The sequence below is a fragment of the Microcella sp. genome (assembly GCF_046293215.1).
Taxonomy (GTDB): Bacteria; Actinomycetota; Actinomycetes; order Actinomycetales; family Microbacteriaceae; genus Microcella.
In genome coordinates, this window is record NZ_JBKBPI010000003.1 from 159,711 (window position 1) to 183,401 (window position 23,691).

General features: G+C 68.1%; 22 protein-coding genes and 4 tRNA genes. 17 read left to right on the top strand and 9 right to left on the bottom strand.

Going from position 1 to position 23,691, the window contains the following annotated elements:
* Positions 1-86: 86 nt before the first annotated feature.
* The 4 genes from ACK4SC_RS04260 to ACK4SC_RS04275 are packed head-to-tail and all read right to left on the bottom strand — an operon-like array spanning position 87 to position 3,556.
* Positions 87-491, bottom strand: coding sequence for a DUF1801 domain-containing protein (locus ACK4SC_RS04260; protein ID WP_409615112.1), 405 nt, complete (start codon positions 489-491; stop codon positions 87-89).
* 14 nt (positions 492-505) lie between these two features.
* Complete coding sequence (gene cls, locus ACK4SC_RS04265) at positions 506-1,984, bottom strand: cardiolipin synthase (RefSeq protein WP_409615114.1); 1,479 nt, start codon at positions 1,982-1,984, stop codon at positions 506-508.
* 41 nt (positions 1,985-2,025) lie between these two features.
* On the bottom strand, positions 2,026-2,514 hold the full coding sequence (locus ACK4SC_RS04270) for a YajQ family cyclic di-GMP-binding protein (protein ID WP_409615116.1): 489 nt from the start codon (positions 2,512-2,514) through the stop codon (positions 2,026-2,028).
* Positions 2,507-3,556, bottom strand: coding sequence for a LacI family DNA-binding transcriptional regulator (locus ACK4SC_RS04275; RefSeq protein ID WP_409615119.1), 1,050 nt, complete (start codon positions 3,554-3,556; stop codon positions 2,507-2,509). The genes ACK4SC_RS04270 and ACK4SC_RS04275 overlap by 8 nt, the downstream gene beginning before the upstream one ends.
* A gap of 151 nt (positions 3,557-3,707) precedes the next feature.
* Between ACK4SC_RS04275 and ACK4SC_RS04280 the strand changes: the two genes are divergently transcribed.
* The 3 genes from ACK4SC_RS04280 (at position 3,708) to ACK4SC_RS04290 (ending at position 5,914) form a co-directional block, all read left to right on the top strand.
* Positions 3,708-3,792: transfer RNA gene (locus ACK4SC_RS04280), tRNA-Tyr, on the top strand.
* Between the two features lie 84 nt (positions 3,793-3,876).
* Positions 3,877-4,701: an inositol monophosphatase family protein gene (locus ACK4SC_RS04285; RefSeq protein ID WP_409615121.1), complete on the top strand. Its 825-nt coding sequence runs from the start codon at positions 3,877-3,879 to the stop codon at positions 4,699-4,701.
* A 193-nt stretch (positions 4,702-4,894) separates the two neighbouring features.
* A complete protein-coding gene (locus ACK4SC_RS04290) occupies positions 4,895-5,914 on the top strand; it encodes a M23 family metallopeptidase (protein ID WP_409615124.1) in 1,020 nt (339 codons plus the stop codon).
* 91 nt (positions 5,915-6,005) lie between these two features.
* On the opposite strand, the gene ACK4SC_RS04295 is transcribed toward ACK4SC_RS04290, so the two are convergent.
* Positions 6,006-7,718 carry a glycoside hydrolase family 13 protein gene (locus ACK4SC_RS04295; RefSeq protein WP_409615126.1) on the bottom strand — a complete coding sequence of 571 codons (1,713 nt, stop codon included), beginning with the start codon at positions 7,716-7,718 and terminating at the stop codon, positions 6,006-6,008.
* 274 nt (positions 7,719-7,992) lie between these two features.
* On the opposite strand from ACK4SC_RS04295, the gene ACK4SC_RS04300 reads away from it, so the two are divergent.
* From ACK4SC_RS04300 to ACK4SC_RS04325, 6 genes are all read left to right on the top strand, one after another.
* Positions 7,993-9,240 (top strand): extracellular solute-binding protein, encoded by a 1,248-nt coding sequence (locus ACK4SC_RS04300; protein ID WP_409615127.1) that lies wholly within the window; start codon positions 7,993-7,995, stop codon positions 9,238-9,240.
* A 131-nt stretch (positions 9,241-9,371) separates the two neighbouring features.
* Positions 9,372-11,003, top strand: coding sequence for an ABC transporter permease subunit (locus ACK4SC_RS04305; RefSeq protein ID WP_409615130.1), 1,632 nt, complete (start codon positions 9,372-9,374; stop codon positions 11,001-11,003).
* Position 11,004: 1 nt separating this feature from the next.
* A complete protein-coding gene (locus ACK4SC_RS04310) occupies positions 11,005-11,997 on the top strand; it encodes a sugar ABC transporter permease (RefSeq protein WP_409615133.1) in 993 nt (330 codons plus the stop codon).
* Positions 11,998-12,013: 16 nt separating this feature from the next.
* Positions 12,014-13,957, top strand: coding sequence for a glycoside hydrolase family 13 protein (locus tag ACK4SC_RS04315; protein ID WP_409615136.1), 1,944 nt, complete (start codon positions 12,014-12,016; stop codon positions 13,955-13,957).
* A gap of 77 nt (positions 13,958-14,034) precedes the next feature.
* A tRNA-Thr gene (locus ACK4SC_RS04320) sits at positions 14,035-14,106 on the top strand.
* A gap of 31 nt (positions 14,107-14,137) precedes the next feature.
* Positions 14,138-14,214 (top strand) — tRNA-Met (locus ACK4SC_RS04325).
* A gap of 112 nt (positions 14,215-14,326) precedes the next feature.
* Here ACK4SC_RS04325 and ACK4SC_RS04330 read toward each other — a convergent pair.
* Complete coding sequence (locus ACK4SC_RS04330) at positions 14,327-15,010, bottom strand: hypothetical protein (RefSeq protein WP_409615138.1); 684 nt, start codon at positions 15,008-15,010, stop codon at positions 14,327-14,329.
* A 380-nt stretch (positions 15,011-15,390) separates the two neighbouring features.
* Here ACK4SC_RS04330 and ACK4SC_RS04335 point away from each other — a divergent pair, with 380 nt between their 5' ends.
* From ACK4SC_RS04335 to ACK4SC_RS04350, 4 genes are read left to right on the top strand one after another with little or no spacing between them, the layout of a single operon-like run.
* Positions 15,391-16,332: a hypothetical protein gene (locus ACK4SC_RS04335; protein ID WP_409615141.1), complete on the top strand. Its 942-nt coding sequence runs from the start codon at positions 15,391-15,393 to the stop codon at positions 16,330-16,332.
* A gap of 32 nt (positions 16,333-16,364) precedes the next feature.
* Positions 16,365-16,814: a MaoC family dehydratase N-terminal domain-containing protein gene (locus ACK4SC_RS04340; RefSeq protein WP_409615144.1), complete on the top strand. Its 450-nt coding sequence runs from the start codon at positions 16,365-16,367 to the stop codon at positions 16,812-16,814.
* The gene (locus ACK4SC_RS04345) at positions 16,811-17,230 is read left to right on the top strand and encodes a MaoC/PaaZ C-terminal domain-containing protein (protein WP_409615146.1); all 420 of its coding nucleotides are present in this window, start codon (positions 16,811-16,813) and stop codon (positions 17,228-17,230) included. Before ACK4SC_RS04340 ends, ACK4SC_RS04345 begins: the two co-directional genes overlap by 4 nt.
* Positions 17,227-18,363: a UDP-N-acetylmuramate dehydrogenase gene (locus ACK4SC_RS04350; RefSeq protein ID WP_409615149.1), complete on the top strand. Its 1,137-nt coding sequence runs from the start codon at positions 17,227-17,229 to the stop codon at positions 18,361-18,363. The genes ACK4SC_RS04345 and ACK4SC_RS04350 overlap by 4 nt, the downstream gene beginning before the upstream one ends.
* Positions 18,364-18,366: 3 nt before the next feature.
* Here ACK4SC_RS04350 and ACK4SC_RS04355 read toward each other — a convergent pair whose 3' ends face one another.
* The 3 genes from ACK4SC_RS04355 to ACK4SC_RS04365 form a co-directional block, all read right to left on the bottom strand.
* Positions 18,367-19,176, bottom strand: a complete 810-nt coding sequence (locus tag ACK4SC_RS04355; protein WP_409615152.1) for an ABC transporter permease — start codon at positions 19,174-19,176, stop codon at positions 18,367-18,369.
* The gene (locus ACK4SC_RS04360) at positions 19,173-20,054 is read right to left on the bottom strand and encodes an ABC transporter ATP-binding protein (RefSeq protein WP_409615154.1); all 882 of its coding nucleotides are present in this window, start codon (positions 20,052-20,054) and stop codon (positions 19,173-19,175) included. Before ACK4SC_RS04360 ends, ACK4SC_RS04355 begins: the two co-directional genes overlap by 4 nt.
* A 315-nt stretch (positions 20,055-20,369) precedes the next feature.
* Positions 20,370-21,578, bottom strand: coding sequence for a pyridoxal phosphate-dependent aminotransferase (locus tag ACK4SC_RS04365; protein WP_409615157.1), 1,209 nt, complete (start codon positions 21,576-21,578; stop codon positions 20,370-20,372).
* Positions 21,579-21,729: 151 nt separating this feature from the next.
* Here ACK4SC_RS04365 and ACK4SC_RS04370 point away from each other — a divergent pair.
* From ACK4SC_RS04370 to rplK, 4 genes are all read left to right on the top strand, one after another.
* Positions 21,730-21,802, top strand: a tRNA-Trp gene (locus ACK4SC_RS04370).
* A 44-nt stretch (positions 21,803-21,846) separates the two neighbouring features.
* A complete protein-coding gene (gene secE / locus ACK4SC_RS04375; RefSeq protein ID WP_409615160.1) occupies positions 21,847-22,119 on the top strand; it encodes a preprotein translocase subunit SecE in 273 nt (90 codons plus the stop codon).
* A gap of 42 nt (positions 22,120-22,161) precedes the next feature.
* Positions 22,162-23,097: a transcription termination/antitermination protein NusG gene (nusG, locus tag ACK4SC_RS04380; protein WP_409615163.1), complete on the top strand. Its 936-nt coding sequence runs from the start codon at positions 22,162-22,164 to the stop codon at positions 23,095-23,097.
* Positions 23,098-23,196: 99 nt separating this feature from the next.
* Positions 23,197-23,625 carry a 50S ribosomal protein L11 gene (gene rplK / locus ACK4SC_RS04385; RefSeq protein ID WP_409615166.1) on the top strand — a complete coding sequence of 143 codons (429 nt, stop codon included), beginning with the start codon at positions 23,197-23,199 and terminating at the stop codon, positions 23,623-23,625.
* The last annotated feature ends 66 nt before the right edge of the window (positions 23,626-23,691 follow it).

The following is a 23,691-nucleotide window of genomic DNA, read 5'->3' on the forward strand; positions in this document are numbered from 1 at the left end:
CCGAGCCGAGCCGAGCCGAGCCGAGCCGAGCCGAGCCGAGCCGAGCCGAGCCGAGCCGAGCCGAGCCGAGCCGAGCCCGCCCCGCACTAGCTACGGCTGTAGTACTCCCACGAGAGGGCGACGAGCTCACGCAGCACATCCCGATCAATCGCATCGAGCCGGCGCACGTACACACAGTCCACACCGCGCCGGTGCGGCCCTAAGCGGTCGAGCAGCTCACCCGCACCCTCGGCGGTCTGCAAGCCATACAGCGACAACTCCGCCTTGCGGGGTGAGAAACCCGCTTTCGGCCACACACCCGAGTGACCACTCGCATAGGTGTACTCGTACTCGCCAAAGCCGATGATGCTCGGGCCCCACATCACCGGCTCCTCGCCCGTCACGTCGCGGAACAGCGCCACCAGTTCGCCGCCCTCGGAGGCGCGCCGAGCATCCAGACCCGCCAAGAAGTCGTCGACCGGCACATCCGTCGGAAGCGTCTTCTGCGCCATTCGAGCCTCCCTGCCTACTGCACGGTCGCCGTGACCCGCGCCAGCGTGTCGAACGCTGCCATGTGGCGCGGACGCTTCTGCCACTCGTCGAGCGTCAACTCGTGCGAGTTCTCGCGGTAGAACTGCTCGACCCGCCTCAGGTCGGCAATGATCTGCGGCCCGCGCACCATCACCGACACCTCGAGGTTCAGGCTGAACGACCGCATGTCCATGTTGCTCGACCCGATCACCGCGACCTGGTCGTCGATCGTCACGTGCTTGGCGTGCAAAACCGTGGGGGCGCGATACAACCAGATGCGCACCCCGGCCTTCAGCAGCGCCTCGTAGTACGAGCGCTGGGCGTGAAACACCAGGGGCTGATCGCCGATCTCCGAGACGAACAGCTGCACGTCGAGCCCGCTCTGCGCCGCCGTCGTGATGGCGTACAACATCGACTCGTCGGGAACGAAGTATGGCGAGCAGATCTGAATCTGATGCTGCGCGGCGTAGACCAGCGAGTTGAACAGGCGCAGGTTGTTCTCGCCCTCAAAGGCCGGGCCGCTCGGCACCACCTGGGCGTCGATGTCGTCGTCGGGCAGCACCTCCGGAATCGACGCCGTCTCGCGCAGCAGCAACTCGTTCGTCTCGGAGTACCAGTCGGTCGCGAACAGCGCGTCGATCCCCGTCACGATCGGGCCCTCAAACCGCACCATCAGCTCGCGCCACTCGAGGGTTCCCGCCCAGTGCTTCTTTCTCTTGTAGCCACGCTCGATGAGGTTTTGTGACCCCGTGAAGGCGACCCGACCATCCACGATCAAGAACTTGCGGTGATTGCGCAGATCCGGGCGCTGCCACTGGCCCCGCCACGGCCGCACCGGCAGCATCGCGTGAAACTCTGCACCGGTCTCGCGCAGGCGCGCCAGCGTGCGCCGATAGCCGGGAACGCGCACCGTCGCGATGTGGTCGAACAGGATGCGCACGGTGACGCCTCGCGCCACTGCCGCCTCGACGGCGGCGAAGAACGGAGCCGTCTCCTCATCGAACGACACGATGTAGAACTCGACGTGCACGGTCTTCGTCGACGCCTCGACCGCTGCCGTCATCGCCTCGAACGACGCCGTGTAGTCGGTGATGATCTCGGCCGAATTGTCGCCGACGAGCGGCATCGCGCCGAGTGATCGATTCAACTCAACGATCGGCTCAAGCCACGGCGGCCACGGGTTGTCGCGCGAGACCCGATCCATGCCCTCGGTCGTGTCGAGGATGTACTCGTTGATCTCGCGCTGCTTTTCTCGCCGCGACTTCGGCAGGCGTCGCGACCCGAACAGCAGGAACAGGATGAAGCCGATGTACGGCAAGAAGAAAATGGCCAGCAGCCACGCCATCGCGGTCTGCGGTCGCCTGTTGCGGGGCACGATGAACAGCGACACGATGCGGATCGTGAGGTCGACGGCGATCAAGATCACCGTGATCACGAGCGCGATCGTCGACATGTTGTCGACAGCGTCACTCATGGCCGGAGTCTAGCGACGCGGCCGCGTACGCAGCCGGGGGCTCAGCGGAAGTTGACGAATTGGAGGTCGACGTCGAGGTCGGCGTTCTTCAACATCGCGATCGTCGCCTGCAGGTCGTCGCGGCTCTTCGACTGCACGCGCAGCTCGTCGCCCTGGATCTGCGCCTTCACGCTCTTCGGGCCCTCGTCGCGGATGATCTTCGAGATCTTCTTCGCGTTCTCGCTCGAGATGCCGTTCTTCAGGCTCGCCTCGATGCGGTACTCCTTGCCGCTCGCGTACGGTTCGCCAACGTCGAGGCTCTTCAGCGAGATTCCGCGCTTGATCAGCTTCGACTGCAGAACGTCGAGCACGGCGGTGACGCGCTCTTCCGTGCTCGCCTTCAGCAGCAGCTTCTCGCCGCTCCAGTCGACCGACGCGCCCACCCCTTTGAAGTCGTAGCGCTGGGCGATCTCTTTCTGCGCCTGGTGGAGGGCGTTGTCGGCCTCCATCTTGTCGACCTTGCTGACGATGTCGAAGGAAGAATCAGCCATGGGCCGATCCTATCGCCGCGGGCTGGAGGGGCACCCGGGCGGTGGAGTCACGCACGATGAGGTCAAACGGCAGCGGCTGGTCGACCGCCGGCACACCGTCCCCGCTCGACTGCTGCAACGCCTCCATCAGCAGTTCGACGGCCCGCTCACCCTGCAGCCCCGGGTGCTGGTCGACCGTGGACAGCCCGAAGAACGGAGCAAGCTCGTGGTTGTCGATGCCGATGACCGAGAGGTCGCCGGGCACGCTGAGGCCCATGTCGCGCGCTGCCAGCATTGCTCCGATGGCCATTTCGTCGCTCGCGGCCACGAGAGCGGTCGGTCGGATGCGCGGACCACCCAGCAACTGCTTGGCCGCCTGATAGCCACTCTCCATCGTGAACACGGCGGGGAAGTACAGGGCAGGGTCGGGCTCGATACCCGCTTCACGCAGCGCCAGCTCGTAGCCGTGACGACGATTCGTCGGCAGATGGAACGACAGTTCGCGTTCGACGTCTCCGCCGATGTGGCCAATGACGCGGTGCCCCAGCGACAGGAGGTGCTCGGTCGCGAGCTTCGTCACGGCGACATCGTCGATGCTGAACGTGGGGACCCCGGGAATGGGCCCACCGACGCCCACGAGCGGTCGCCCCAGCGCGTGCAGCGACTCGACCTCCTGCTCGGTCAGCTCGAGGCTGACCGCGAGAACCGCGTCAACGCGCTTGCGCAGCAGGAAGTGCTCGAACACGCTGGCGCGTTCATCGTCGTGGCCCGAGAGGTTGTACAGCGTCAGGTCGTAGCCGTATTGCATGAGCCGGCGCTGGGCGCCCTCGATCACCGACGTGTAGAACCACCGGTTGAGAAACGGCACGACGACCCCGACGTTGCGCGTTCGCCCGGTTGCGAGGCTCGAGGCGTCAGCATTGACCACGTAGCCCAGTTGACTGGCGGCGGCGGCGACTTTCTCGCGCGTTCGGGGGGCCACGTGGCCCCGCCCGCTGAGAGCGCGGGAAACGGTGGCGGTGGACACGCCAGCGAGCTTGGCGACGTCGTCGATACCGGTCATGGCTGCGCTCTCTGTGAGGGTCCTGGCCCAGACTAGCGCGCAATCCCGACATTGCAAGCGCTTGCACCCTGCTGGTCGTCGCATCGCCTCGCAACCGTATAAACTCGATGCGCGCACCCGGTCACTGAATACAGTGGTCGGGCGCGCACACGGCGAGTTACCCAAGCGGCCAAAGGGATCTGACTGTAAATCAGCCGGCGTAGCCTTCGGGGGTTCGAATCCCTCACTCGCCACCATGACGGCCCCGCGCTCGAGATGATCGAGCGCGGGGCCGTTCGTCGTCTCGGGCGGTGCGACGGGAGCCCTGAAAGACTGGAGCCATGACGTCGCTCGCCTCCGCCCGCCCGTCCGACTCCGATCTACTCGCGCTCGCGCTCGACATCGCCTCTGAGGCGGGGCGGATGATCGCCGCGGCCCGCGAGGGAACGGTCACCGTGGCCGACCGCAAGTCTTCCGTGACCGACGTCGTCACGCAGGTCGATCGCGACGCTGAGGAGCTCATTCGCCGCCGCATCGCCGAGGCTCGGCCCGACGACGCCTTCTTCGGGGAAGAAAGCGGGGGCGATGACGGCACCAGCGGCCTCACGTGGGTTGTCGACCCCATCGACGGCACGGTCAACTTTCTGTACGGCATTCCGCACTACGCCGTGAGCATCGCCGTCGTTGAGGGCCCCGCCGACCCGGCGAACTGGGTTGAGCGGGTCGGTGTGGTGCTGAATCCCGCCACGGGTGAGACCTTCACGGCGGTGCGCGGGGGAGGGGCCTTTCTCGGCGACCGGCCTCTTCGCCTGCCGACGCCGCCCGCCCTCGACCAGGCGCTCGTGGCGACGGGCTTCGCGTACGATGCCGAGCTGCGCGGTCGTCAGGGTGCCGCGGTCGCTCGCATGCTGCCGCGGGTGCGCGACATACGTCGCCTGGGAACGGCCTCGCTCGACCTGTGCAACCTTGCCGCGGGGCGGGTCGACGCGTACTTCGAGCGCACCCTCAACCCCTGGGATCACGCAGCGGGCGGCCTCGTCGTGACCGAAGCGGGTGGCGTCGTCGTGGGCCGGGCCGGAGCCGCGCCGAGCCGAGATTTCCTGATCGCCGTGCACCCCGAGCTGCTCGCGGCTGTGGAGGATCTGCTCGATGACACGGGCGCGTGATGTTTACTGTCCGGACCCCCACGTCGCTTCGTAGACAACCTATGAATCCCGTTCGTGGACTTTTGCTTTGTCGAACAAGCGGTTAGCCTTTACCAGTTCGTGATAAACGGATGCGGTTCTCCGCGCCGTCGACGAGCATCCAGACCCGATCGACAACGACCCGAACGACGCAGAGAAACGCCCCGCCACCCCTATGACCGAAGACTTCACGCGGCTGACCGCCTCATCAGGCGACCGCGCGACCGCTCCGGCGGGCGGGTCAGCGCAGCCGATGACGCGCCGGGAGGCGCGCGCGGCTGAGGCGCCGCTGTCGCGGCGTGCTCTTCGGGAGGCGGAGGCCGCTCAGGCCGCAGCGCGTCGATCGCGGCGGGGAGTCGTGCCGCGTCCGCCGGCAGGTCCGGTCGCAACGACGCCCGCAACGACGGCGGTTACCCCGACGGTCCCGCTGCGCAAGCGCGTCGCGCGCAAGGTCTTCCCGCCAATCGTCATGGCCGCCGCCGCCGCGCTCATCGTCGGCACCTCGGTGCCCTCCAGTGTTCTCGGTGACCCGAACGCTCCGGCCGCAACCGCCTCGCTCGGCACGGTCGCCAGCGCCCTCGACGCCGGAGCCGTCATCGAGAGCGGAGCGAGCCGCTCCGCGAGCGACGCGCCCGAAGCGCAGGTGCTGGCCGCGACGAGCGACGACGCGAGCGCCCTGCCGGTCGCCAGCCGCGATGACTGGAGCGTCACCTCGTACGCCGAGATGATGCGCCTGCGCTACGGCAACCGCACCTTCGCCTACGCGACGACCGGCGCTGGTGCCGTGCGGTGGCCCTTCCCGTTTGCTGCCCCGATCAGCTCGGGCTTCGGCAGCCGCGCCGCTCCCTGCTGGGGCTGCTCGAGCTACCACCAGGGTCTCGACTTCGTTCCTGGCTACGGCACGCCGATCCAGGCGATCGCCGGCGGAACCGTCACGCTCTCGCAGCAAGGCGGTGGCTTCGGCAACCACGTGCACATCGACCACGTCATCAACGGTCAGCGCGTGACGAGTGTCTACGCACACATGATTTGGGACTCCTCGCCGCTGCGCGTCGGCGACACGATCGAGGCGGGCGACTTCGTCGGCCTCGTCGGGTCCAGCGGTATCTCCACCGCGCCGCACCTACACTTCGAGCTTCATCTTGACGGCGTGCCGGTTGATCCGTACGCCTGGCTCGTGACCAACGCGTCCTAGCGACCGCCACAGCAACGGCACAACGAACGAGCCCCGGATGCGCGTGATGCGCTTCCGGGGCTCGCGTCGGTGATCGCGTCGCCGCGTCGGATCAGCTGGTCGGCCGCAGCCAGACGGTGGTGTCGGTCGGCACAGCGCGACCATCCAGCGGTCCACTGGCGAGCAGAACCTCACCGGCGGGCAGTTCGACGGCGCCGTCGCCGAGGTTGGTGATGACGACCACCTCACCCGTGCGGAACGCCACGACGTCGTCGCCGAGATCGATCCACGCGACGGAGCCCTCGCCGAGGCGCAGCTCGGCGCGCAACGCGAGTGCGCGGCGGTACAGCTCGAGCGTCGAGGCGGGGTCGCCCTCCTGAGCGTCGCGCGCGATGGCGCTCCACTCGGCGGGCTGCGGCAGCCAGCTCGCGCCGGTCGCGTTGAAGCCGAAGGCCGGGGCGTCGGCCTCCCACGGCAGCGGCACACGGCAGCCGTCGCGTCCGTACACTTCACCGTTGGTGCGGTGGAAGGTCGGGTCTTCGCGCACGTGGTCGTCCAGCTCGATGACCTCGGGGAGGCCCAGCTCTTCGCCCTGGTACAGGTAGGCGCTGCCCGGAAGGCTCAGCATGAGGGCAGTCGCGGCGCGGGCGCGGCGCAGGCCGAGCACCTCGTCCGGCTTGTCCTCCGAGGCCGGTCCGATGCCGCTGGCGGGGGCGGCGGCATGCACGGTGAGGCCCAAGCGGCTGGCGTGGCGCACCACGTCGTGGTTCGAGAGCACCCAGGTGCTCGGTGCCCCAACGTCGCCGAAGGCGGCGATCGACTCGTCGATCACGGTACGCAGCTTCGGTGCGTTCCAGGGCGTCGAGAGGTAGCTGAAGTTGAAGGCCTGGTGCATCTCGTCGTCGCGCACCCACAGAGCGGCACGGCTGAGCGGCTCGACCCACGCTTCGGCGCAGAGCACGCGGTCGCCGTCGTACTCGGCGAGCACTCGGTGCCAGTCGCGGTACACCTCGTGCACCTCGGGCTGGGCCCAGTACGGCACCTCGTCGGGCTTCATCATCGCCTCGGCCAAGCTCTCGCCCTCTTCGGGCTCGGGCACGTCGGGGAGGCCGTCGGCCTTCATGAGCCCGTGTGCAACGTCGACCCGGAAGCCATCGGCCCCGCGATCGAGCCAGAAGCGAAGGATCTCGCGGAAGCGCTCCCAGACCCACTCGTTCTTCCAGTTGAAGTCGGGCTGCGTCGAGTCGAACAGGTGTAGGTACCACTGGCCGGGCGTGCCATCGGCCTCGGTGACTCGCGTCCAGGCGGGGCCACCGAAGATCGACTGCCAGTTGTTCGGGGGAAGCTCGCCGTTCTCTCCGCGGCCCTCGCGGAACATGAAGCGGTCGCGTTCGGCCGATCCGGGTCCAGCGGCCAGCGCCTCCTGGAACCACACGTGCTCGCTCGAGCAGTGGTTCGGAACGAGGTCGACGATGACGCGAAGGCCGAGCTCGTGGGCGCGTTCGCGCATCCGATCGAAGTCGTCCAGCGTGCCGAACAGCGGGTCGACGTCGCAGTAGTCGCTGACGTCGTAGCCGGCGTCGTTCTGCGGCGAGCGGAAGAACGGCGAGAGCCACACGGCGTCGACGCCGAGGGCGGCGAGCGAGTCGAGGCGTGCGGTGATGCCGGCGAGGTCGCCGATGCCGTCACCGTTCGCGTCGGCGAACGAGCGCGGATAGATCTGGTAGATGACAGCGGTGCGCCACCACTCTTTGCCCGGCTGGGATGCGCGGGCGTGCGACACGCGCTCGGGCGCGCCAATAGGGCTCAAAGTTTCGTTGGGCATGCGGCCACGATACGCGAAAACCCTCGATGTGGAAACGGTTCCACGTGATGGAAGCGTTTCCAGGCTTTCAGAGTTCTTTCAGCCAAGTTTCGGTCTCGCTGGCGCAAAAATCCCTAGTTGTGGGGAAGCGCGAGAGGCGCTATAACTGTAAGCGCTTGCAGTTCGCGAGCACATCAAGAGAAAGGCCTCTTGGCGACGGTGACGGTCTGCTCCCGCAGACAGCACCGGCAGCGCGCCGGCGACGAGGCCGTCCGCACACGAAAGGTACCCACCGATGAAGGTGACCCGCAGCCTGTTGACCACAGGAGCGATGGCGGCCTCCGCCGCACTGCTCCTCGGCGCCTGCGCCGGCGAGGCCGAGCCCGCCGACCCGACGACCACCCCCGAGCCCCCCGCAGCGTCGAGCACGCTGACCGTGTGGGTCGACGCCGACCGCGCCGGTGTCCTCCAGGACATCGCCGCCCAGTTCGAGGCCGACCGCGGAGTCGCGGTTGAGCTCGTGACGAAAGACTTCGGCGCGATCCGCGACGACTTCATCACCCAGGCCCCCACCGGTAACGGCCCCGACATCATCGTCGGCGCGCACGACTGGCTGGGCAAGCTCGTGCAGAACGGCGTTGTTGCGCCGCTCGAGCTCGGTGACGCCGCCGACGACTTCCAGGACGTCGCGATCACGGCCATGAGCTACGAGGGCGTGACCTACGGTCTGCCCTACTCGGTCGAGAACATTGCGCTCATCCGCAACGTCGACCTCGCCGCCGAGGCGCCCGCCACCTTCGACGAGATGATCGCCGCCGGCGAGGCGTCGGGTGCTGAGTACCGCTTCCTCGTCGGTCTCGACCCGAACGCCGCTGACCCGTACCACCTCTACCCGTTCCAGGCCTCCTTCGGTGCCCCGGTGTTCGAGATCACGGCCGACGGCACGTACGACCCGACGACGCTCGCTCTCGGCAACGAGGGTGGCGAGCAGTTCGCGCAGGCGCTCGCTGAGTGGGGTGCCGACGGCATCCTCAACACGAACATCTCGGGTGACATCGCCCGCGAGGAGTTCGTCGCCGGCAAGTCGCCGTTCTTCCTCACCGGCCCCTGGAACCTCCCGGCCGTGAAGGAAGCGGGCATCAACTACTCGATCGACGCCATCCCGTCGGCCGGTGGCGAGACCGCCTCGCCGTTCGTCGGTGTGCAGGGCTTCTTCGTCTCGTCGCGCAGCGAAAACACCATCGCTGCCACCGAGTTCCTCGTGAACTACATCGGTAGCGAAGAGGTTCAGACCGCCCTCTACGAGGTCGGTGGCCGTGCCCCGGCCCTGCTGAGCGCCTTCGAGGCCGCCCAGGATGACGCCGACGTCGCCGCCTTCGGTGCGGTTGGCGCCACCGGTGTCCCGATGCCGAACGTCCCCGCCATGGACGTCGTGTGGAGCGACTGGGGCTCGACCCAGGTCGCCATCATCAACGGCCAGGGTGACCCGGTCGAGCTGTGGCGCGCGATGGTCGCGAGCATCCAGGAGAAGGTCGACGGCTAAGCCCGCAGACCGCAGGTGACAAGCGAGGCCCTTCGCGAGCATCCGCATCGCGGAGGGCCTCGCTGCACCGTGACCCCGCCGAGAAGTTTCGGCACCGCACCACACCCTCCTGTGCAGTGAGACGAGGAACGATGAGCAACACCACTCCCGGGACGGACCAGCCGGTCGTCGCGCCCCCGCCGAAGACACGCGGAGGCGGCATCCCCAGCCGCATCATGGCAACGAACTCGAGCAACAGCCTGCGCGGCTGGGCGTTCAAGATCGTGTTGCTCGGCCTGGTCGACTCGCTTGCCGTCTTCGCCATGTTCGTGCTGTTCATGCAGGAGTCATGGCTCATCTTCGGCATCACCCTCGCGGTGACGCTCGTCATCAACTGGATCTACCTGCGACCGGGCGGCCTGCCGGCCAAGTACCTCGCACCCGGCCTGCTGTTCCTCGCCGTTTTTCAGATCTTCGTCGTCGTCTATTCGGGATACATCGCATTCACCAATTACGGTGACGGTCGTAACGGCACCAAAGACGACGCGATCGCCAACATTCAGCTGACCTCGCTCAGTCGGGTGCCCGACTCGCCGACCTTCCGCCTGCAGGTTCTCGAACAGAACGGCGACTACGCCTTCCTCGTCACGAGCCCCGACGGCGAGGTGCTGCTGGGAACCCCCGACGATCCGCTCGCCCCGGCTGCGGGCGCCGAGCTCGATGCGACCGGCAAGGCGGTCGCCGTCGAGGGCTACACCTCGCTGGCGTTCGCCGACTTGCTCGCCAACCAGCGCGCCATCACCAGCCTCTCGGTGCCCTTCAGCGACGACCCGGCTGACGGAGCACTGCGCACCCCCGACGGCTCGAACGCGTACCTCTATCTCTCGAACCTCGAATATGACGAGGCGACCGACACGTTCACCGATGCGGCCGGGGTCATCTACCGCGACGGTGGCAACGGCGCGTTCGTGAACGATGACGGTCGCGAGCTCATCCCCGGCTGGACGATCAACGTCGGGTTTGACAACTTCGTCAAGGCGTTCACCAGTGACAACATTCGTGGGCCGCTGATCAGCGTCACGATCTGGACCTTCGCCTTCGCGATCCTCTCGGTCGCGACAACCTTCGCGCTCGGCCTGTTCCTCGCGATCGTCTTCAACAAGCCGGGCATGAAGGGCAAGAAGGCGTACCGGCTCATCATGATCCTTCCCTACGCCTTCCCCGGCTTCCTGTCGGGACTCGTTTGGCTCGGGTTGTTCAACCAAGACTTCGGGTACATCAACCAAGTGCTGTTCGGTGGCGCCTCCATCCCCTGGCTCACCGATCCGTGGCTCGCGAAGATCAGCGTGCTGACGGTGAACCTGTGGCTCGGCTTCCCCTACATGTTCCTGATCTGCACGGGCGCGTTGCAGTCGATCCCGGAAGAGTTGACCGAGGCGGCCACCGTCGACGGTGCCCAACCCTGGGCCGTGTTCCGCCTCATCAAGTTCCCGCTGCTGCTCGTCTCGGTCGCGCCCCTGCTCATCTCGAGCTTCGCGTTCAACTTCAACAACTTCAACATCATTTACATGCTCACGGGAGGCGGTCCGCGCGACGTGACCGCGGGCGTCGATGCCGGTGCCACCGACATCCTCATCACGCTCGTGTACAAGGTGGCGTTCGGTGCTGGCACCGGTCGGGACTACGGACTGGCAAGCGCGTTCGCGATTCTCATCTTCATCATCGTCGCGACCGTTTCGATCATCAGCTTCCGCCAGACCAAGGCCCTCGAGGAGTTGAACTGACATGACGAATCCCTTCAACCCGTCCGACGGCCAAGAAATCGGCGCGCGGCTCAACCCCGCCGTCGCCGGTGCGGCGACCACCGTGCCGACCGCGACCTCCACCGAGCGGCCGCGCACGAGCATCCCGGAGCGGCGCAAGCGCGGCTTCCTCTACTGGTTCCGCGACACCGGCTGGCGACACCTCATCGGCATCGTGATGCTCGTCTTCGCCGCCTTCCCTCTTCTCTACGTGCTCTCGGCCTCGCTCAACCCCACGGGCACCCTCGTGGGATCGAACGTGCTGTTCCGCACGATCGACTTCGGCAACTACATCGAGCTCTTCCAGCTGCCGCAGCAGCCGTACGCCGCGTGGTTCCTCAACACGATGGTGATCGGACTCACGACCGCGGCGGGCACCGTGTTCCTCGGCGCGCTCGCGGCATACGCCTTTTCCCGGATGCGCTTCACCGGTCGACGCGTCGGCTTGCTAACCCTGCTGCTCGTGCAGATGTTCCCGCAACTGCTCGGCGTCGTCGCGATCTTCCTGCTGCTGTCGGGAATCGGCGACATCTTCCCGCAGATCGGCATCGGAACGCAGGCGGGCCTGATCCTTGTCTACCTCGGCGGCGCACTCGGCGTGAACACGTACCTCATGTACGGGTTCTTCAACACCGTCCCGGTGTCGATCGACGAAGCCGCCAAGATCGATGGGGCGAGCCACTCGCGCATCTTCTTCACGATCATCCTGCGCCTCGTCGCGCCGATCCTCGCCGTCGTCGGCCTGCTGTCCTTCATTGCGACCACGAGTGAGTTCGTCATCGCGTCGGTCGTGCTGACCAGCCCGCAGACGCAGACCCTCGCCGTGGGGCTGTATCAATTCATCAGCCAGGAGACCTCCACGAACTGGACGATCTTCTCGGCGGGAGCGGTGCTCGCGGCGATCCCCGTGATGGCACTGTTCCTCTACCTTCAGAAGTACATCATCGGCGGGCTCACCGCCGGCAGCGTCAAGTAAAGGACTGCAGGCCGCCGTGCTGCCCCCCATCGATGCCCGTCCGCACCACGACGGGTCGCCCCTCTACGTCTCGACCCAGGAACCCGCGCTCGGCGACGCGGTGCGCGTGCGGCTACGCGTGCCGCACCGGTACGGCGCGGTTGCGGCGGTGAAGACCCGCTCGAACCCCAATCACGAGCCACGCTTCACCCCCGCCGTCATCGTGCACCACGACGACGAGGCGACCTGGTGGGAAGCCGAGCTGCTGATCGAAAACCCGATCCACGGGTATCGCTTCATCATCACGCGGGCCAGCGGCGAGACGCACTTCCTCTCGCAACTCGGACTCAGCGACATTGAGACGCGCGATGACGATGACTTCCGACTCGTCACGTTCGCGGCACCGCCGGCGTGGGGGGCCGAGGCGGTCATGTACCAGGTGTTCCCCGATCGGTTCGCCCGATCATCCGCCGCCGACGACCGTGAGCTGCCCGACTGGGCTGAGCCCGCCGACTGGCACGACGAACCCATCTACCAGGGGCCGTCGACCCCGCGTCAGTTCTACGGCGGCGACCTCGACGGCATCGCGCAACACCTCGACCACCTCGAGCGCCTCGGTGCGACCGTGCTGTATCTGACCCCGGTGTTCCCTGGGCGGTCAAACCACCGCTACGACGCGCACAGCTTCGACCACGTCGACCCGCTGCTCGGCGGTGACGAGGCGCTTGTGCGGCTCGTTGAGGCGGCGCACGCGCGCGGAATCAAGGTGATGGGTGACCTGACCCTCAACCACTCGGGCGACGCCCACGAGTGGTTCGTGGCGGCCCGGGCGAGCGCGGAGGCGCCCGAGCGCGCGTTCTACTACCTCGACGACGACGGCGGGTATGTCTCGTGGCTCGGCGTCGAAAGCCTGCCGAAGCTCAACTGGGCGAGCGACGAGCTGCGCCGCCGCTTCATCGACGGGCCCGACTCCGTCGTCGGCCGCTGGTTGCAGCAGCCGTACGGCCTCGACGGCTGGCGCATCGACGTCGCCAACATGACCGGCCGCCTCGACGACCACGACCTCAACGCCGAGGTGCGCCAGCTCACCCAGGCGACGATGCGTGCGGTCAACCCCGACACCCTGCTGCTCGCCGAGAGCACCAACGACGCGCAGAGCGACATGCAGGGAGACGGCTGGCACGGGGCGATGACCTACGCCAGCTTCACCCGACCGGTGTGGGCCTGGCTCAGCGAGCCGGGGCCCATCAGCTGGTTCTTCGGACTGCCCTACCCCGTGATGCCGCAATACACCGGGCGTCAGGTCGCCGACGCCAACACGCGCTTCACCGCCGCAATGCCCTGGCGGGCGCGGCTGAACTCGATGAACGCCCTCGACACGCACGACACCTCACGCTTCGCGACCCGGGCCCGGCCGGGCGCCGTGCCGGTCGCGCTCGGACTGTCGCTGGCATTGCCCGGCATTCCAGTCGTGTTCGCCGGCGACGAGTTCGGCTTCACGGGCGAGAACGGCGAACACTCCCGCACGCCGATCCCGTGGGATCGCGTCGACGATTTCGCTCCCACCATCGACCTGTACGCCGATCACCTGCGGCTGCGGCGCGAGCACCCCGCGCTCGCGACCGGGTCACTGCGCTGGCTGCACATCGGCGACGACGCCCTCGTCTTCGTGCGCGAGCTCGCCGACGAGTCGGTGCTCGTGCTCGCTGCGCGCGGCGACGCCGACATCGTGCTCGACGGCATCGACGCCGGACAGGCCGTGCGGCTGATCGGCGGCGCCGAACTGGCGGTGGATGCACGGGGAGCGGACGCCACGGACGGCGCCGTCCAGACCGGGCCCGCCGCGCGCATCCGGTCGACGGGGATGTCGTTCACCGCCTGGGCGTTGCCCGGCGTTGACGCGCCCGCGTTCCCTGGACACGGGGTGCCCGCGGCGGCCGACAGCCCCCAGTGGAGCGTCGTCTCGCGCTCCGACGCATGAGCGCCCGCCCGGTCTGACAGGCCCCGCGACAGGTGCTAATCTTCTCTGGTGCCGAAATCGGGTAACCGTTCGGCCGCGCCCCGATAGCTCAGTGGTAGAGCACTTCCATGGTAAGGAAGGGGTCGTCAGTTCAATCCTGACTCGGGGCTCTGAAGCGGGGGTATAGCCTCGGTTTCACCCGGCGGGGTAGCTCAGGTGGTTAGAGCACACGGCTCATAATCGTGGTGTCGCGGGTTCGAGTCCCGCCCTCGCTACCAGTACTCGAGACGGTTCCGTCTGGCTTGCGCCGCAGACGCTGGTTCGCGTCCGCGGGGTTCGAGTCCCGCCCTCGCTACCAGTTTTCGAGACGGTTGGCCCCGGTTCGCCAGCTCAGCGGGTCTGGCGCAGACGCTTCCACCACGGGCGACCCGGCGTTGCCGACGCGCTTCTGGTGCCGCTCGCGCCAACGACCAGCGGCCGGCCCTCGGCCTTCGCGAGCATCGCCTGCAGCTCGTCCTCGATCGCCCGGATCGCGCGACGCTGCTGCTCGGGATCGAGCGACTCATCCGACCGCGGCTCGAACGGCAGGGGAGACGCCGACACAATCTCCATCAGGTTGTCGTGCTTGACCCCGGCGCCCACCGCGTCAACGGCCGCGTCGTCATCGCCGAGCTCGATGAGCTTCTGCGCGACCGCGCGGTTCGTGTTCTCGCGCTGCCGCAGGAGGTACACGTCTTCCTGGCCGTAGTCGTACTGGTGCTGCGAGCGGCCGATGCGGCGAGCAGCCTTCGGCCGTAGCGCCGCCAGGCGGTCGGCCTCGCGTTCGAGCTCGTCTGCGAGACCCGCCAACTCTTCGCGCACCATGGTGCGCACGACGGCGTCGTCCCAGGGATTCCCGTCGCGCAGCATCCACACGATCGTGCGGTTCTTGACCTTCATGCGCAGAGCCGCCATCGAGACGAGGATGCCCTCCTCGATGAGTTCGTCGCGGCGCTTCTCAGCGCGGGTGCGCGTGTCGGTTTCGGGCTCGGGAGTGGCGTCTTTCGCGCCCGTCCCATCCCGATCATCCGCCACACACGCAGTCTATTGAGGGGCCCCTCACAGGTGTCCTAGAAAAAAATGGCGCGACACGCCGAACCACTACATCTAGGGGAATGACACGAGTGTCATTCCGTGTATATAGTGGAGCTCCACCGCCGGACGGCGGGATTCCACGACACACAGGAGGCCCGACATGGACAACGAAAACGACACCGTCGGTGGCTACGCAGTGCCCGTCGACCCGATGGACCTGCTGCAGTGCGAGAGCTGCCAGTAGCTCACTAGAGATTTCCGTCTCGGCGCTGCATCGCTGAGACGTCCCCCGAAACCCCGGCTTCCACCGCAGGAAGACCGGGGTTTCGTGGTCCAATGGCGACACACCCGCACCCTCTGGCCGGAAGGGGAGCATCGCGATGAGCACACTCGCCGGCGCTGACGCGCCCGAGACGCGCCCCGCTGCGCGCATCGCCAGTGACGCCGAAGTGCTTGACCGCGTGCACCGCACCCTCGGGCCGGTCGATGTCGTGGTCGAACACTGGGGCCGGCACAAGACCTCACGGGTGCTGCACGTGGTGACGCGTGGTGGTGACCAGGCGGTGGTGAAGTGGCACCGTGACGAGGGCCCCTATCGTCGTGAAAGCGAGTCGCTGCAGCAGTACGCGGTGGCTCTTGGCGGGGATGCTCCGCGCATCGTGACCCTCGATGACGGCCTTCGGCTGCTCGTGCTGTCGCGCCTGCTCGGCGAACCGGCCGCGGGCACACCGCATGAGACCGACCCCGATATTCACTACCGGCTGGGCGAGCTCGTGCGGAAACTCCACGACGCTGAGCCGCCACGCCGCCACGACCGCTTCGGTCGGCTGATCGCGGCCGAATTCGAGCGGTGGAGCCTCGAGGCCGAGCGCGTCTTCGGGGTCGGCGACGATCCGGCTGACGAGCGGGCGTGGCGCCTCGCCGACGAACGCCACCTGGCCCGCCAGCACGTCGCCACCGCCCTCGACCTCGGCGTGTTTGACCACGTGCCCGCGCACCGGGCGCTGCGCCCCGAGCATTGGATCATCGACCCCGGGGGCCACGTGCGCCTGATCGACTTCTCGGAGGCAGAGCACGAACCGCGCATCGTCGACCTGCTGTGGCTCGAGTATGGTCCCTGGCGCGACGCCCCCTGGCTGCGCGCCGCGTTCCTCCACGGCTACGGGCGCACCCCCACCGATCGCGACCAGGCCGTACTGAACGCCGTCGCGGCGACGCGCGGGCTTGAGCTGCTCGTGCGCGGCACGCGAACGCGCAACGCGGCCGACAAGCGGCTCGGTCGGGCGATGCTTGACCGCCTGCTGGGCGCCACGCTCTTCTGAACGGTCGGCGCGGCCCGTCCTAGACTGGCCGGGTGCCCGTGAATCCAGATCTGACCGAGCGCACCTTTCCGCCCGTCGCCCCGTATCTCGTGGGGCGCGAAAAGGTGCGTGAGTTTGCCCGCGCGACCCGCGCATCCGCCGCCGTGCACCACGACGTGGAGGCCGCGCGCTCCGCGGGCTTCGCCGACGTCGTGGCACCGCCGACCTTCCCGATCGTGGTGGCCGAGGCGACCCTGCAGCAGCTGCTCGCCGAACCCGACGCCGGCATCGACTTCAGCCGCGTCGTGCACGGCGACCAGCGTTTCACCTACACGCGGCCGATCGTCGCCGGCGATGAGCTCACGGCGACGCTGCGCGTGACGGGCGTCAAGTCGCTCGGCGGCAACGCGATGGTGACGAGCGAAACCGACATGGTCGACGCCGACGGCGCGCACGTCGTCACGAGCGTGTCGACCCTCGTGGTGCGGGGGGCCGACGCATGAGCATCGCCGAAACGCTGGGCATCGAGGTCGGCCAGGTCGTCGCCGACCACACCCTCACCCTCACTCGCGACTCGCTCGTGCGCTACGCCGGCGCGAGCGGCGACTTCAACCCGATCCATTACCGCGACGACGTGGCCGCCCAGGTCGGGCTGCCGGGCGTCCTCGCCCACGGCATGCTGACGATGGGCGTCGCGATCGGCGCCGTCACCGACTGGCTGGATGCCCGGGGCTGGGTTTCCGACTACCAGGTGCGCTTCACGCGCCCCGTCGTCGTCGACCCGGCCGAGGGAGCCGACGTGCAGCTCGTGGCGACGGTCGGTGCCCTCGACGACGACGAGGCCCGCATTGACCTGACCGTCTCGTACGGCGGGCAGACGGTACTCGGCAAGGCGCAGGCGCGCATCCGCTCGCTGTGAGCTCCCACGCCGAGGGCGCAGCCGACGCCGCGACGGCGCTCGCCGAGCTGACGACGCTGCGCGTCGGCGGGCCCGCCGCGCGCCTGGCGGAGGCGACGACGGTCGATGAGCTGGTCGACGCGGTACTCGACGCGCAGGCGCACGACGACGAGTGGCTCGTGCTGGGCGGCGGCTCGAACGTGCTCGTCGGCGACGCGGGCATCGACGGCACGGTCATTCGGGTGGCCACGCGCGGCATCGAGCGCCTGCCCGATGCCGAAAACTCCCGCCGCCCGGTGCGGCTGCGGGTCGCGGCGGGTGAGCCGTGGGACGAGCTCGTCGCGCACACGGTCGCCGAGGGCTTCGCGGGGCTCGAGGCCTTGAGCGGCATCCCCGGCTCAACCGGCGCCGCCCCCATTCAGAACATCGGCGCCTACGGGCAGGAGCTGTCCGAAAGCCTCGTCGCCGTCGAGATCCTCGACCTCGTGACGGGCGAGCGCCGCAGCGCCCCCGCCCCCGAGCTCGAGCTCGGCTACCGCGCGAGCGTCATCAAGGCCGGTCGCCCCTGGATCGTCCTCTCGGTCGACCTCGCCCTGGAGCGCAACGAGGATGCTCGCAGCCGGCCGGTCGCGTACGCCCAGCTCGCCGACGCACTCGGCGTCGACATCGGCGAGCGTGCCCCCGTTGCGGGCGTGCGGTCCGCTGTGCTGCGCTTGCGTGCATCCAAGGGCATGGTGCTCGACGAGAACGATCCCGATTCGGTGAGCGCCGGCTCGTTCTTCACCAACCCGATTGTGAGCGCCTCCTTCGCGCGCACCCTGCCCGCGGACGCGCCGCGCTGGTCGACGGCGCCCGAGCCACCCGCGATGGCGGTGCCGCTCGGCCACGAACCCGTGCCGCCGCCGGAGCCGGTCGACGCGGCCGTGAAGCTCAGCGCCGCCTGGCTGATCGAGCACGCGGGCATCACGCGCGGCTTCCGGCTCGGCGCCTCGCGCGCGGCGGTGTCGAAGAAGCACACCCTGGCGCTGACGAACACGGGCGGGGCGACGGCCGCCGAGATCGCCGAGCTGGCGCGCTACATCCAGACCCGCGTGCTCAGCGAGTTCGGCGTCATGCTGCACCCCGAGCCGGTGTTCGTCGGCGTCGAGCTGTAACGGCTACTGGTTCTTCCGCACCCAGCGGAAGGTGAACACCGTCAGCACGAGGCCGACGACGAACCAGATGCCGAGCGCGATCGCGATGCCGGGGAGGTCCCACGTCTCGTTCTGTTCGAGCACGACCAATTCGTCGGGCAGGAAGACGCTGCGCATGCCCTGCGCCATCCACTTGACGGGGAAGAAGCCGGCCACCTGCTGCAGCCACTCGGGCAGGTCGCTGAAGCGCAGGAAGATGCCCGAGATGAACTGCAGCACGAGCACGATCGGGATCACGACCGCCGTCGCCGAGGCGCCGCTGCGCGGCACGCTCGACAGCGCGATACCGAGGATCGCCGAGGTGGTCACGCCGAGCAGGAAGATCCAGGCAAACTGGCCCCACAGCGCCGGATCCTCCGGCGGCGGCACCCGGAAGACGGTGAACGCGAGCGTGAGCAGCACGAGCGCCTGCAGGATGCCCGTGGCGAGCGCCTGCCCGATCTTGCCGATGAAGTAGCTCATGACCGGCAACGGCGAGCCCGCGAGCCGCTTCAGCGTGCCGTTCGACTTCTCGACCGCGATGTCGATCGCGAGGTTCTGCAGGCCGCTCAGCAGCACTCCCGCGGCGAGCATCGCCGGCAGGAAGAACCACGCGGCCGTGATCTCGTCGCCGTCGGCGGTCTGGCCGAAGTTCGCCTCGCTGAACGAGACCGAGAAGATCGTCAGCAGCACGACGGGGAACAGGAACGTGAAGAACACGGTGTCGCCCTGGCGGAAGTACGCCCGCACCTCGTAGCCGACGCGCAGGGCGCCGAGCCGCAGCGCGCGGGTCACGACGTCACCTCCTGGCCGAGGTCGGCGGCGTGCTCGTGGCCGACGAGGTCGAGGTAGACGTCCTCCAGACTCGGGCGAATCACTTCGAGGTTCTCCGGCTCCGGCCCCAGCCGGGCGATGAGTGCCGCGACAAACGCGCCCGGCGTCGCCGTGCGCTCCTCGCGCGCCTGGCCGCCCTCGACCCACCGCACGATCGGGATGCGCGCATCCGCCCCGCCGAGGGAATCGATCGGAGCGATGTCCACCATCGTCCCGCCGGCGATCACGCCGGCCCGGTCGCCGAGCTGCGCCGCCTCGTCGAGGTAGTGGGTGGTCAGCACGATGGTCGTGCCCTCTGCCTGCAGGGTGCGCACGAGCTGCCAGAAGGTGCGGCGCGCCTCGGGGTCGAAGCCGGTGGTCGGTTCGTCCAAGAACAGCAGTTCGGGGCGGCCGATGATGCCGACCGCGACGTCGACGCGGCGGCGCTGGCCGCCCGACAGCTTGCGAATGAGCGAGTCCGCCTTCTGCTCGAGCCCGACCGCCGCGATCACCTCGTCGACGTCGCGCGGGTGTGGGTACAGGGCGGCGAAGTGGGTGAGTTGTTCGCGCACCGTCACGGCGCCCGTCTCGCCGCTCGACTGCAGCACGATGCCGAGCCGCGCCTTCCAGTCGAGGCTCGCCCGCCACGGATCGGTGCCGAGCACCCGCACCTCGCCGGAGGTGCGCTCGCGATAGCCCTCGAGGATCTCGATCGTGGTCGACTTGCCTGCGCCGTTCGGGCCGAGCAACGCGAAGGTCTCGCCGCGGTGAATGTCGAAGCTCACGCCGTCGACGGCCGCGACGTGGCCGTAGGTTTTCCGCAGCTCGCGCACCTCGACGACGTTCTCGGGAGTGGTCATGTGACCAGCATCCCGGTCCTCGGGTCGGTCCGCCAGCATCCGCCGGTCGAAGGTGCCGCACACCGCCCGGTGGGCGAGCGCCGCCGCGCGGTTGGCGGCGCCGCGTCGGACCGTTTGCGACACCTCGCACGGTTCGTGCCGTGAGAAACGTCGCAAACGGTGCGAGGCATGAGTGGGCACTCTGCTGGCAGGGTGCGGCGCGGGGGACGCTCGCGGGGCGGCCGGCGGTGCGGCGGGCGCTCGCGGGGCAGGGTGCGGCGCGGGGGACGCTCGCGGGGCGGCCGGCGGCTGGCCCCGGGTGCAACGCCCGCCCGGTTACGCCGTGCCGAACAGGCGCTGCAGGCGCTGGATGCCCTCGAGCAGGTCGTCGTCGCCGAGCGCGTAGCTGAAGCGCAGGTAGCCGCTCGGGCCAAACGCCTCGCCGGGAACCGCCGCGACCTCGGCCGTGTCGAGAATCAGGTCGGCGAGCTCGAGCGAGGTCGTCGGCGTGACGCCCTCCCACTCGCGGTTCAGCAGCCCCGTCACGTCGGGGTAGACATAGAACGCGCCGGTCGGCGTGGGCGTGACCATGCCCGGGATGCGGTTCAGTTCGGCGACGGCGAGCTTCCGCCGCCGGTCGAACGCCTCGCGCATGGTCGCGACCGCATCCTGCGGGCCGGTCAGGGCCGCGATGGCCGCGCGCTGCGAGACGTTCGCGACGTTCGACGACAGGTGCGATTGCAGGTTCGCGGCGGCCGCGATCGCGTCCTGCGGGCCGACCATCCAGCCCACCCGCCATCCGGTCATCGCGTACGTCTTCGCGACCCCGTTGACGAGGATGCAAGTGTCGGCAAGCGCGGGAACGGCCTCGACGATCGACACCGCCCTCTCGCCGTCGTAGGTCAGCGCCTGGTAGATCTCGTCGGTGATGACCCAGATGCCGTGTTCGAGTGCCCACTCGCCGATGGCGCGCGTCTGCTCGGGGCTGTAGACCGAGCCGGTGGGGTTCGAGGGGCTGACGAACAGCAGCACCTTCGTGCGCGGGGTACGCGCCGCTTCGAGCTGCTCGACCGTGACGAGATAGTTCTGGTCGGCCCCGGCGAACACCTCAACGGGAACGCCGCCGGCCAGGCGCACGACCTCGGGGTAGGTGGTCCAGTACGGGGCGGGCAGCAGCACCTCGTCGCCGTCGTCGACGATGGTCTGGAAGGCCTGGTAGACGGCCTGCTTGCCGCCGTTCGTGACGATGACCTGGCCGGGGCTGACCTCGAGGCCGGAGTCGCGCAGCGTCTTCTCGGCGATCGCCTCGCGCAGTTCGGGGAGGCCCGCGGCCGGCGTGTAGCGGTGGTTCTTGACGTCGTGCGTCGCGGCGGCGGCGGCCTCGACGATGTGCTCGGGCGTGGCGAAGTCGGGCTCTCCGGCTGCGTAGCTGATCACGGGGCGCCCCGCGGCCTTCAGAGCCTTGGCCTTGGCGTCGACCTTGAGAGTGGCCGATTCGCTGATGGCGGCGATACGACGGGCGATGCGGGTGTGTGTCTCAGCCATGACGGAAGTCTAGTGAGCGGTCGGTTGGACGCGCCCCGATCGGTCGCCTACACTGGGGCACGGTAGTTGAACTCTGCCAAGCTTTGTCGTGCCGTCGACCGGTATCCCGGTCGGGTCAACGGCAGACCACGTTCGGGTTCAACCCCCGCATAGGGCGGTGGCGCAATTGGTAGCGCAGCGGTCTCCAAAACCGCAGGTTGCAGGTTCGAGTCCTGTCCGCCCTGCAAAGCACGAACTCTGTGCACACCGAGGAAGGGTGAACTAACACGTGGCCAGGAACGTCGTCGACGAACCCAATGAGGACATCGTCGCCAATGCCAAAAAGGAGCGCGCCGAAAAGCGCGGTCCCTTTGGCCGTCTGGCGTTGTTCATCCGCCAGGTCTTCAATGAACTGAGCAAGGTCGTTACCCCCACCCGCCGTGAGCTGATCACCTACACGCTCGTGGTGCTGGTGTTCGTCATCATCATGATGGCGATCGTCTCGGGCCTCGACATTGTCTTCGGTACCCTCGTGGGCTTTGTGTTCGGTGGCGCGGTCTAGCACCGCCCCAGCACCTCCCACCCGCAAACGGAAAGAGAACCAGTGAGCGAGAAACTGCCGCGCGACATCGACCTCGCGACCGCAGCCGAGCAGTCGAGCGAGGAAGACGAGGCCCAGGAGGGCAACGTCCTCGACTCGCAGATCCACTCGGCCGACCCGGCCGAGCACAACGCGATGCACATCGTCGACGAGTCGGCCGAGCCCGACCTCGACGGGCTGCTCGACGCTCTCGAGAACGCTGCCGACCCCGAGGCCGACGCGGTCGTTGACGACGCCCTCGACATCGATTCCGCGCACGAGGCCGACGCCGCCTACGAGGCGACGCACGACGAGTCCGGCGAGGCGGACGCCGAGGCCGAGGTCGACCCGTACGAAGACTTCAAGCTTGAGCTGCGCATGAAGCCGGGCAAGTGGTACGTCGTGCACTCGTACGCCGGGTTTGAAAAGCGCGTGAAGTCGAACATCGAGTCGCGCCGCATCTCGATGAACATGGAGGAGAGCATCTACGAGGTGCAGGTCCCCATGGAGGACGTGGTCGAGATCAAGAACGGCCAGCGCAAGCTCGTCAACCGCGTGCGCATCCCCAGCTACGTGCTCGTGCGCATGGACCTCAACGAAGACAGCTGGTCGGTCGTTCGCCACACGCCGGGCGTCACCGGCTTCGTGGGGAACGCCCACAACCCGACGCCGCTGCGCTTCGACGAGGCCTTCAACATGCTGAAGTCGACCGTCCAGGTCGCCGAGGCTCCCGCCAAGCCCGGAGCGCAGAAGACCGGCGGTCAGGCCGCCCGCGTGATCCCCGCCGAGGTCGACTTCGAGATCGGCGAGACCATCACGATCAAGGAGGGCTCGTTCGCCGGGCTCCCCGGAACGATCAACGAGATCAAGCCCGAGAGCGGAAAGCTCACCGTGCTCGTCTCGCTCTTCGAGCGCGAAACCCCGGTCGAGCTGTCGTTCGACCAGGTCACCAAGCTCTAGCGACACCGAAACCACCGCGGCGCGCAACGGGCGCGTATGCGGGAGCGCAGCATCCATCGATTCGTTCGGGGGATGCGGCACGACAGTAAGGAAAGAAACATGGCACCGAAGAAGAAGGTCGCGGGTCTCATCAAGCTGCAGATCCAGGCCGGCGCCGCCAACCCCGCCCCGCCGATTGGTCCGGCGCTGGGTCAGCACGGCGTCAACATCATGGAGTTCTGCAAGGCGTACAACGCGGCGACCGAGTCGCAGCGCGGCAACGTCATTCCGGTCGAGATCACCGTCTACGAGGACCGTTCGTTCACGTTCATCCTCAAGACCCCGCCGGCCGCAGAGCTCATCAAGAAGGCGGCGGGCGTCAACAAGGGCTCGTCGACCCCCCACACCGTGAAGGTGGCGAAGATCACCCGCGACCAGGTCCGCGCGATCGCCGAGCAGAAGCAGGCCGATCTCAACGCGAACGACCTCGACGCCGCCGAGAAGATCATCGCCGGCACCGCCCGCAGCATGGGCATCACCGTCGAGTAGTCGACGACCCTCACACCTTCACTCAGCGGGAGAGCCAGCCAGGCTCGTCAACCGCGTTCCTCACGT

Coding starts and splice junctions, on each gene's coding strand:
- ACK4SC_RS04335 (WP_409615141.1), top strand. CDS start 15,391: ATGAGCACACTCGCCGGCGCTGACGCGCCCGAGACGCGCCCCGCTGCG.
- ACK4SC_RS04275 (WP_409615119.1), bottom strand. CDS start 3,556: ATGACCGGTATCGACGACGTCGCCAAGCTCGCTGGCGTGTCCACCGCC.
- ACK4SC_RS04270 (WP_409615116.1), bottom strand. CDS start 2,514: ATGGCTGATTCTTCCTTCGACATCGTCAGCAAGGTCGACAAGATGGAG.
- ACK4SC_RS04290 (WP_409615124.1), top strand. CDS start 4,895: ATGACCGAAGACTTCACGCGGCTGACCGCCTCATCAGGCGACCGCGCG.
- ACK4SC_RS04365 (WP_409615157.1), bottom strand. CDS start 21,578: ATGGCTGAGACACACACCCGCATCGCCCGTCGTATCGCCGCCATCAGC.
- ACK4SC_RS04295 (WP_409615126.1), bottom strand. CDS start 7,718: ATGCCCAACGAAACTTTGAGCCCTATTGGCGCGCCCGAGCGCGTGTCG.
- ACK4SC_RS04285 (WP_409615121.1), top strand. CDS start 3,877: ATGACGTCGCTCGCCTCCGCCCGCCCGTCCGACTCCGATCTACTCGCG.
- rplK (WP_409615166.1), top strand. CDS start 23,197: ATGGCACCGAAGAAGAAGGTCGCGGGTCTCATCAAGCTGCAGATCCAG.
- cls (WP_409615114.1), bottom strand. CDS start 1,984: ATGAGTGACGCTGTCGACAACATGTCGACGATCGCGCTCGTGATCACG.
- ACK4SC_RS04345 (WP_409615146.1), top strand. CDS start 16,811: ATGAGCATCGCCGAAACGCTGGGCATCGAGGTCGGCCAGGTCGTCGCC.
- ACK4SC_RS04360 (WP_409615154.1), bottom strand. CDS start 20,054: ATGACCACTCCCGAGAACGTCGTCGAGGTGCGCGAGCTGCGGAAAACC.
- ACK4SC_RS04300 (WP_409615127.1), top strand. CDS start 7,993: ATGAAGGTGACCCGCAGCCTGTTGACCACAGGAGCGATGGCGGCCTCC.
- ACK4SC_RS04305 (WP_409615130.1), top strand. CDS start 9,372: ATGAGCAACACCACTCCCGGGACGGACCAGCCGGTCGTCGCGCCCCCG.
- ACK4SC_RS04310 (WP_409615133.1), top strand. CDS start 11,005: ATGACGAATCCCTTCAACCCGTCCGACGGCCAAGAAATCGGCGCGCGG.
- ACK4SC_RS04260 (WP_409615112.1), bottom strand. CDS start 491: ATGGCGCAGAAGACGCTTCCGACGGATGTGCCGGTCGACGACTTCTTG.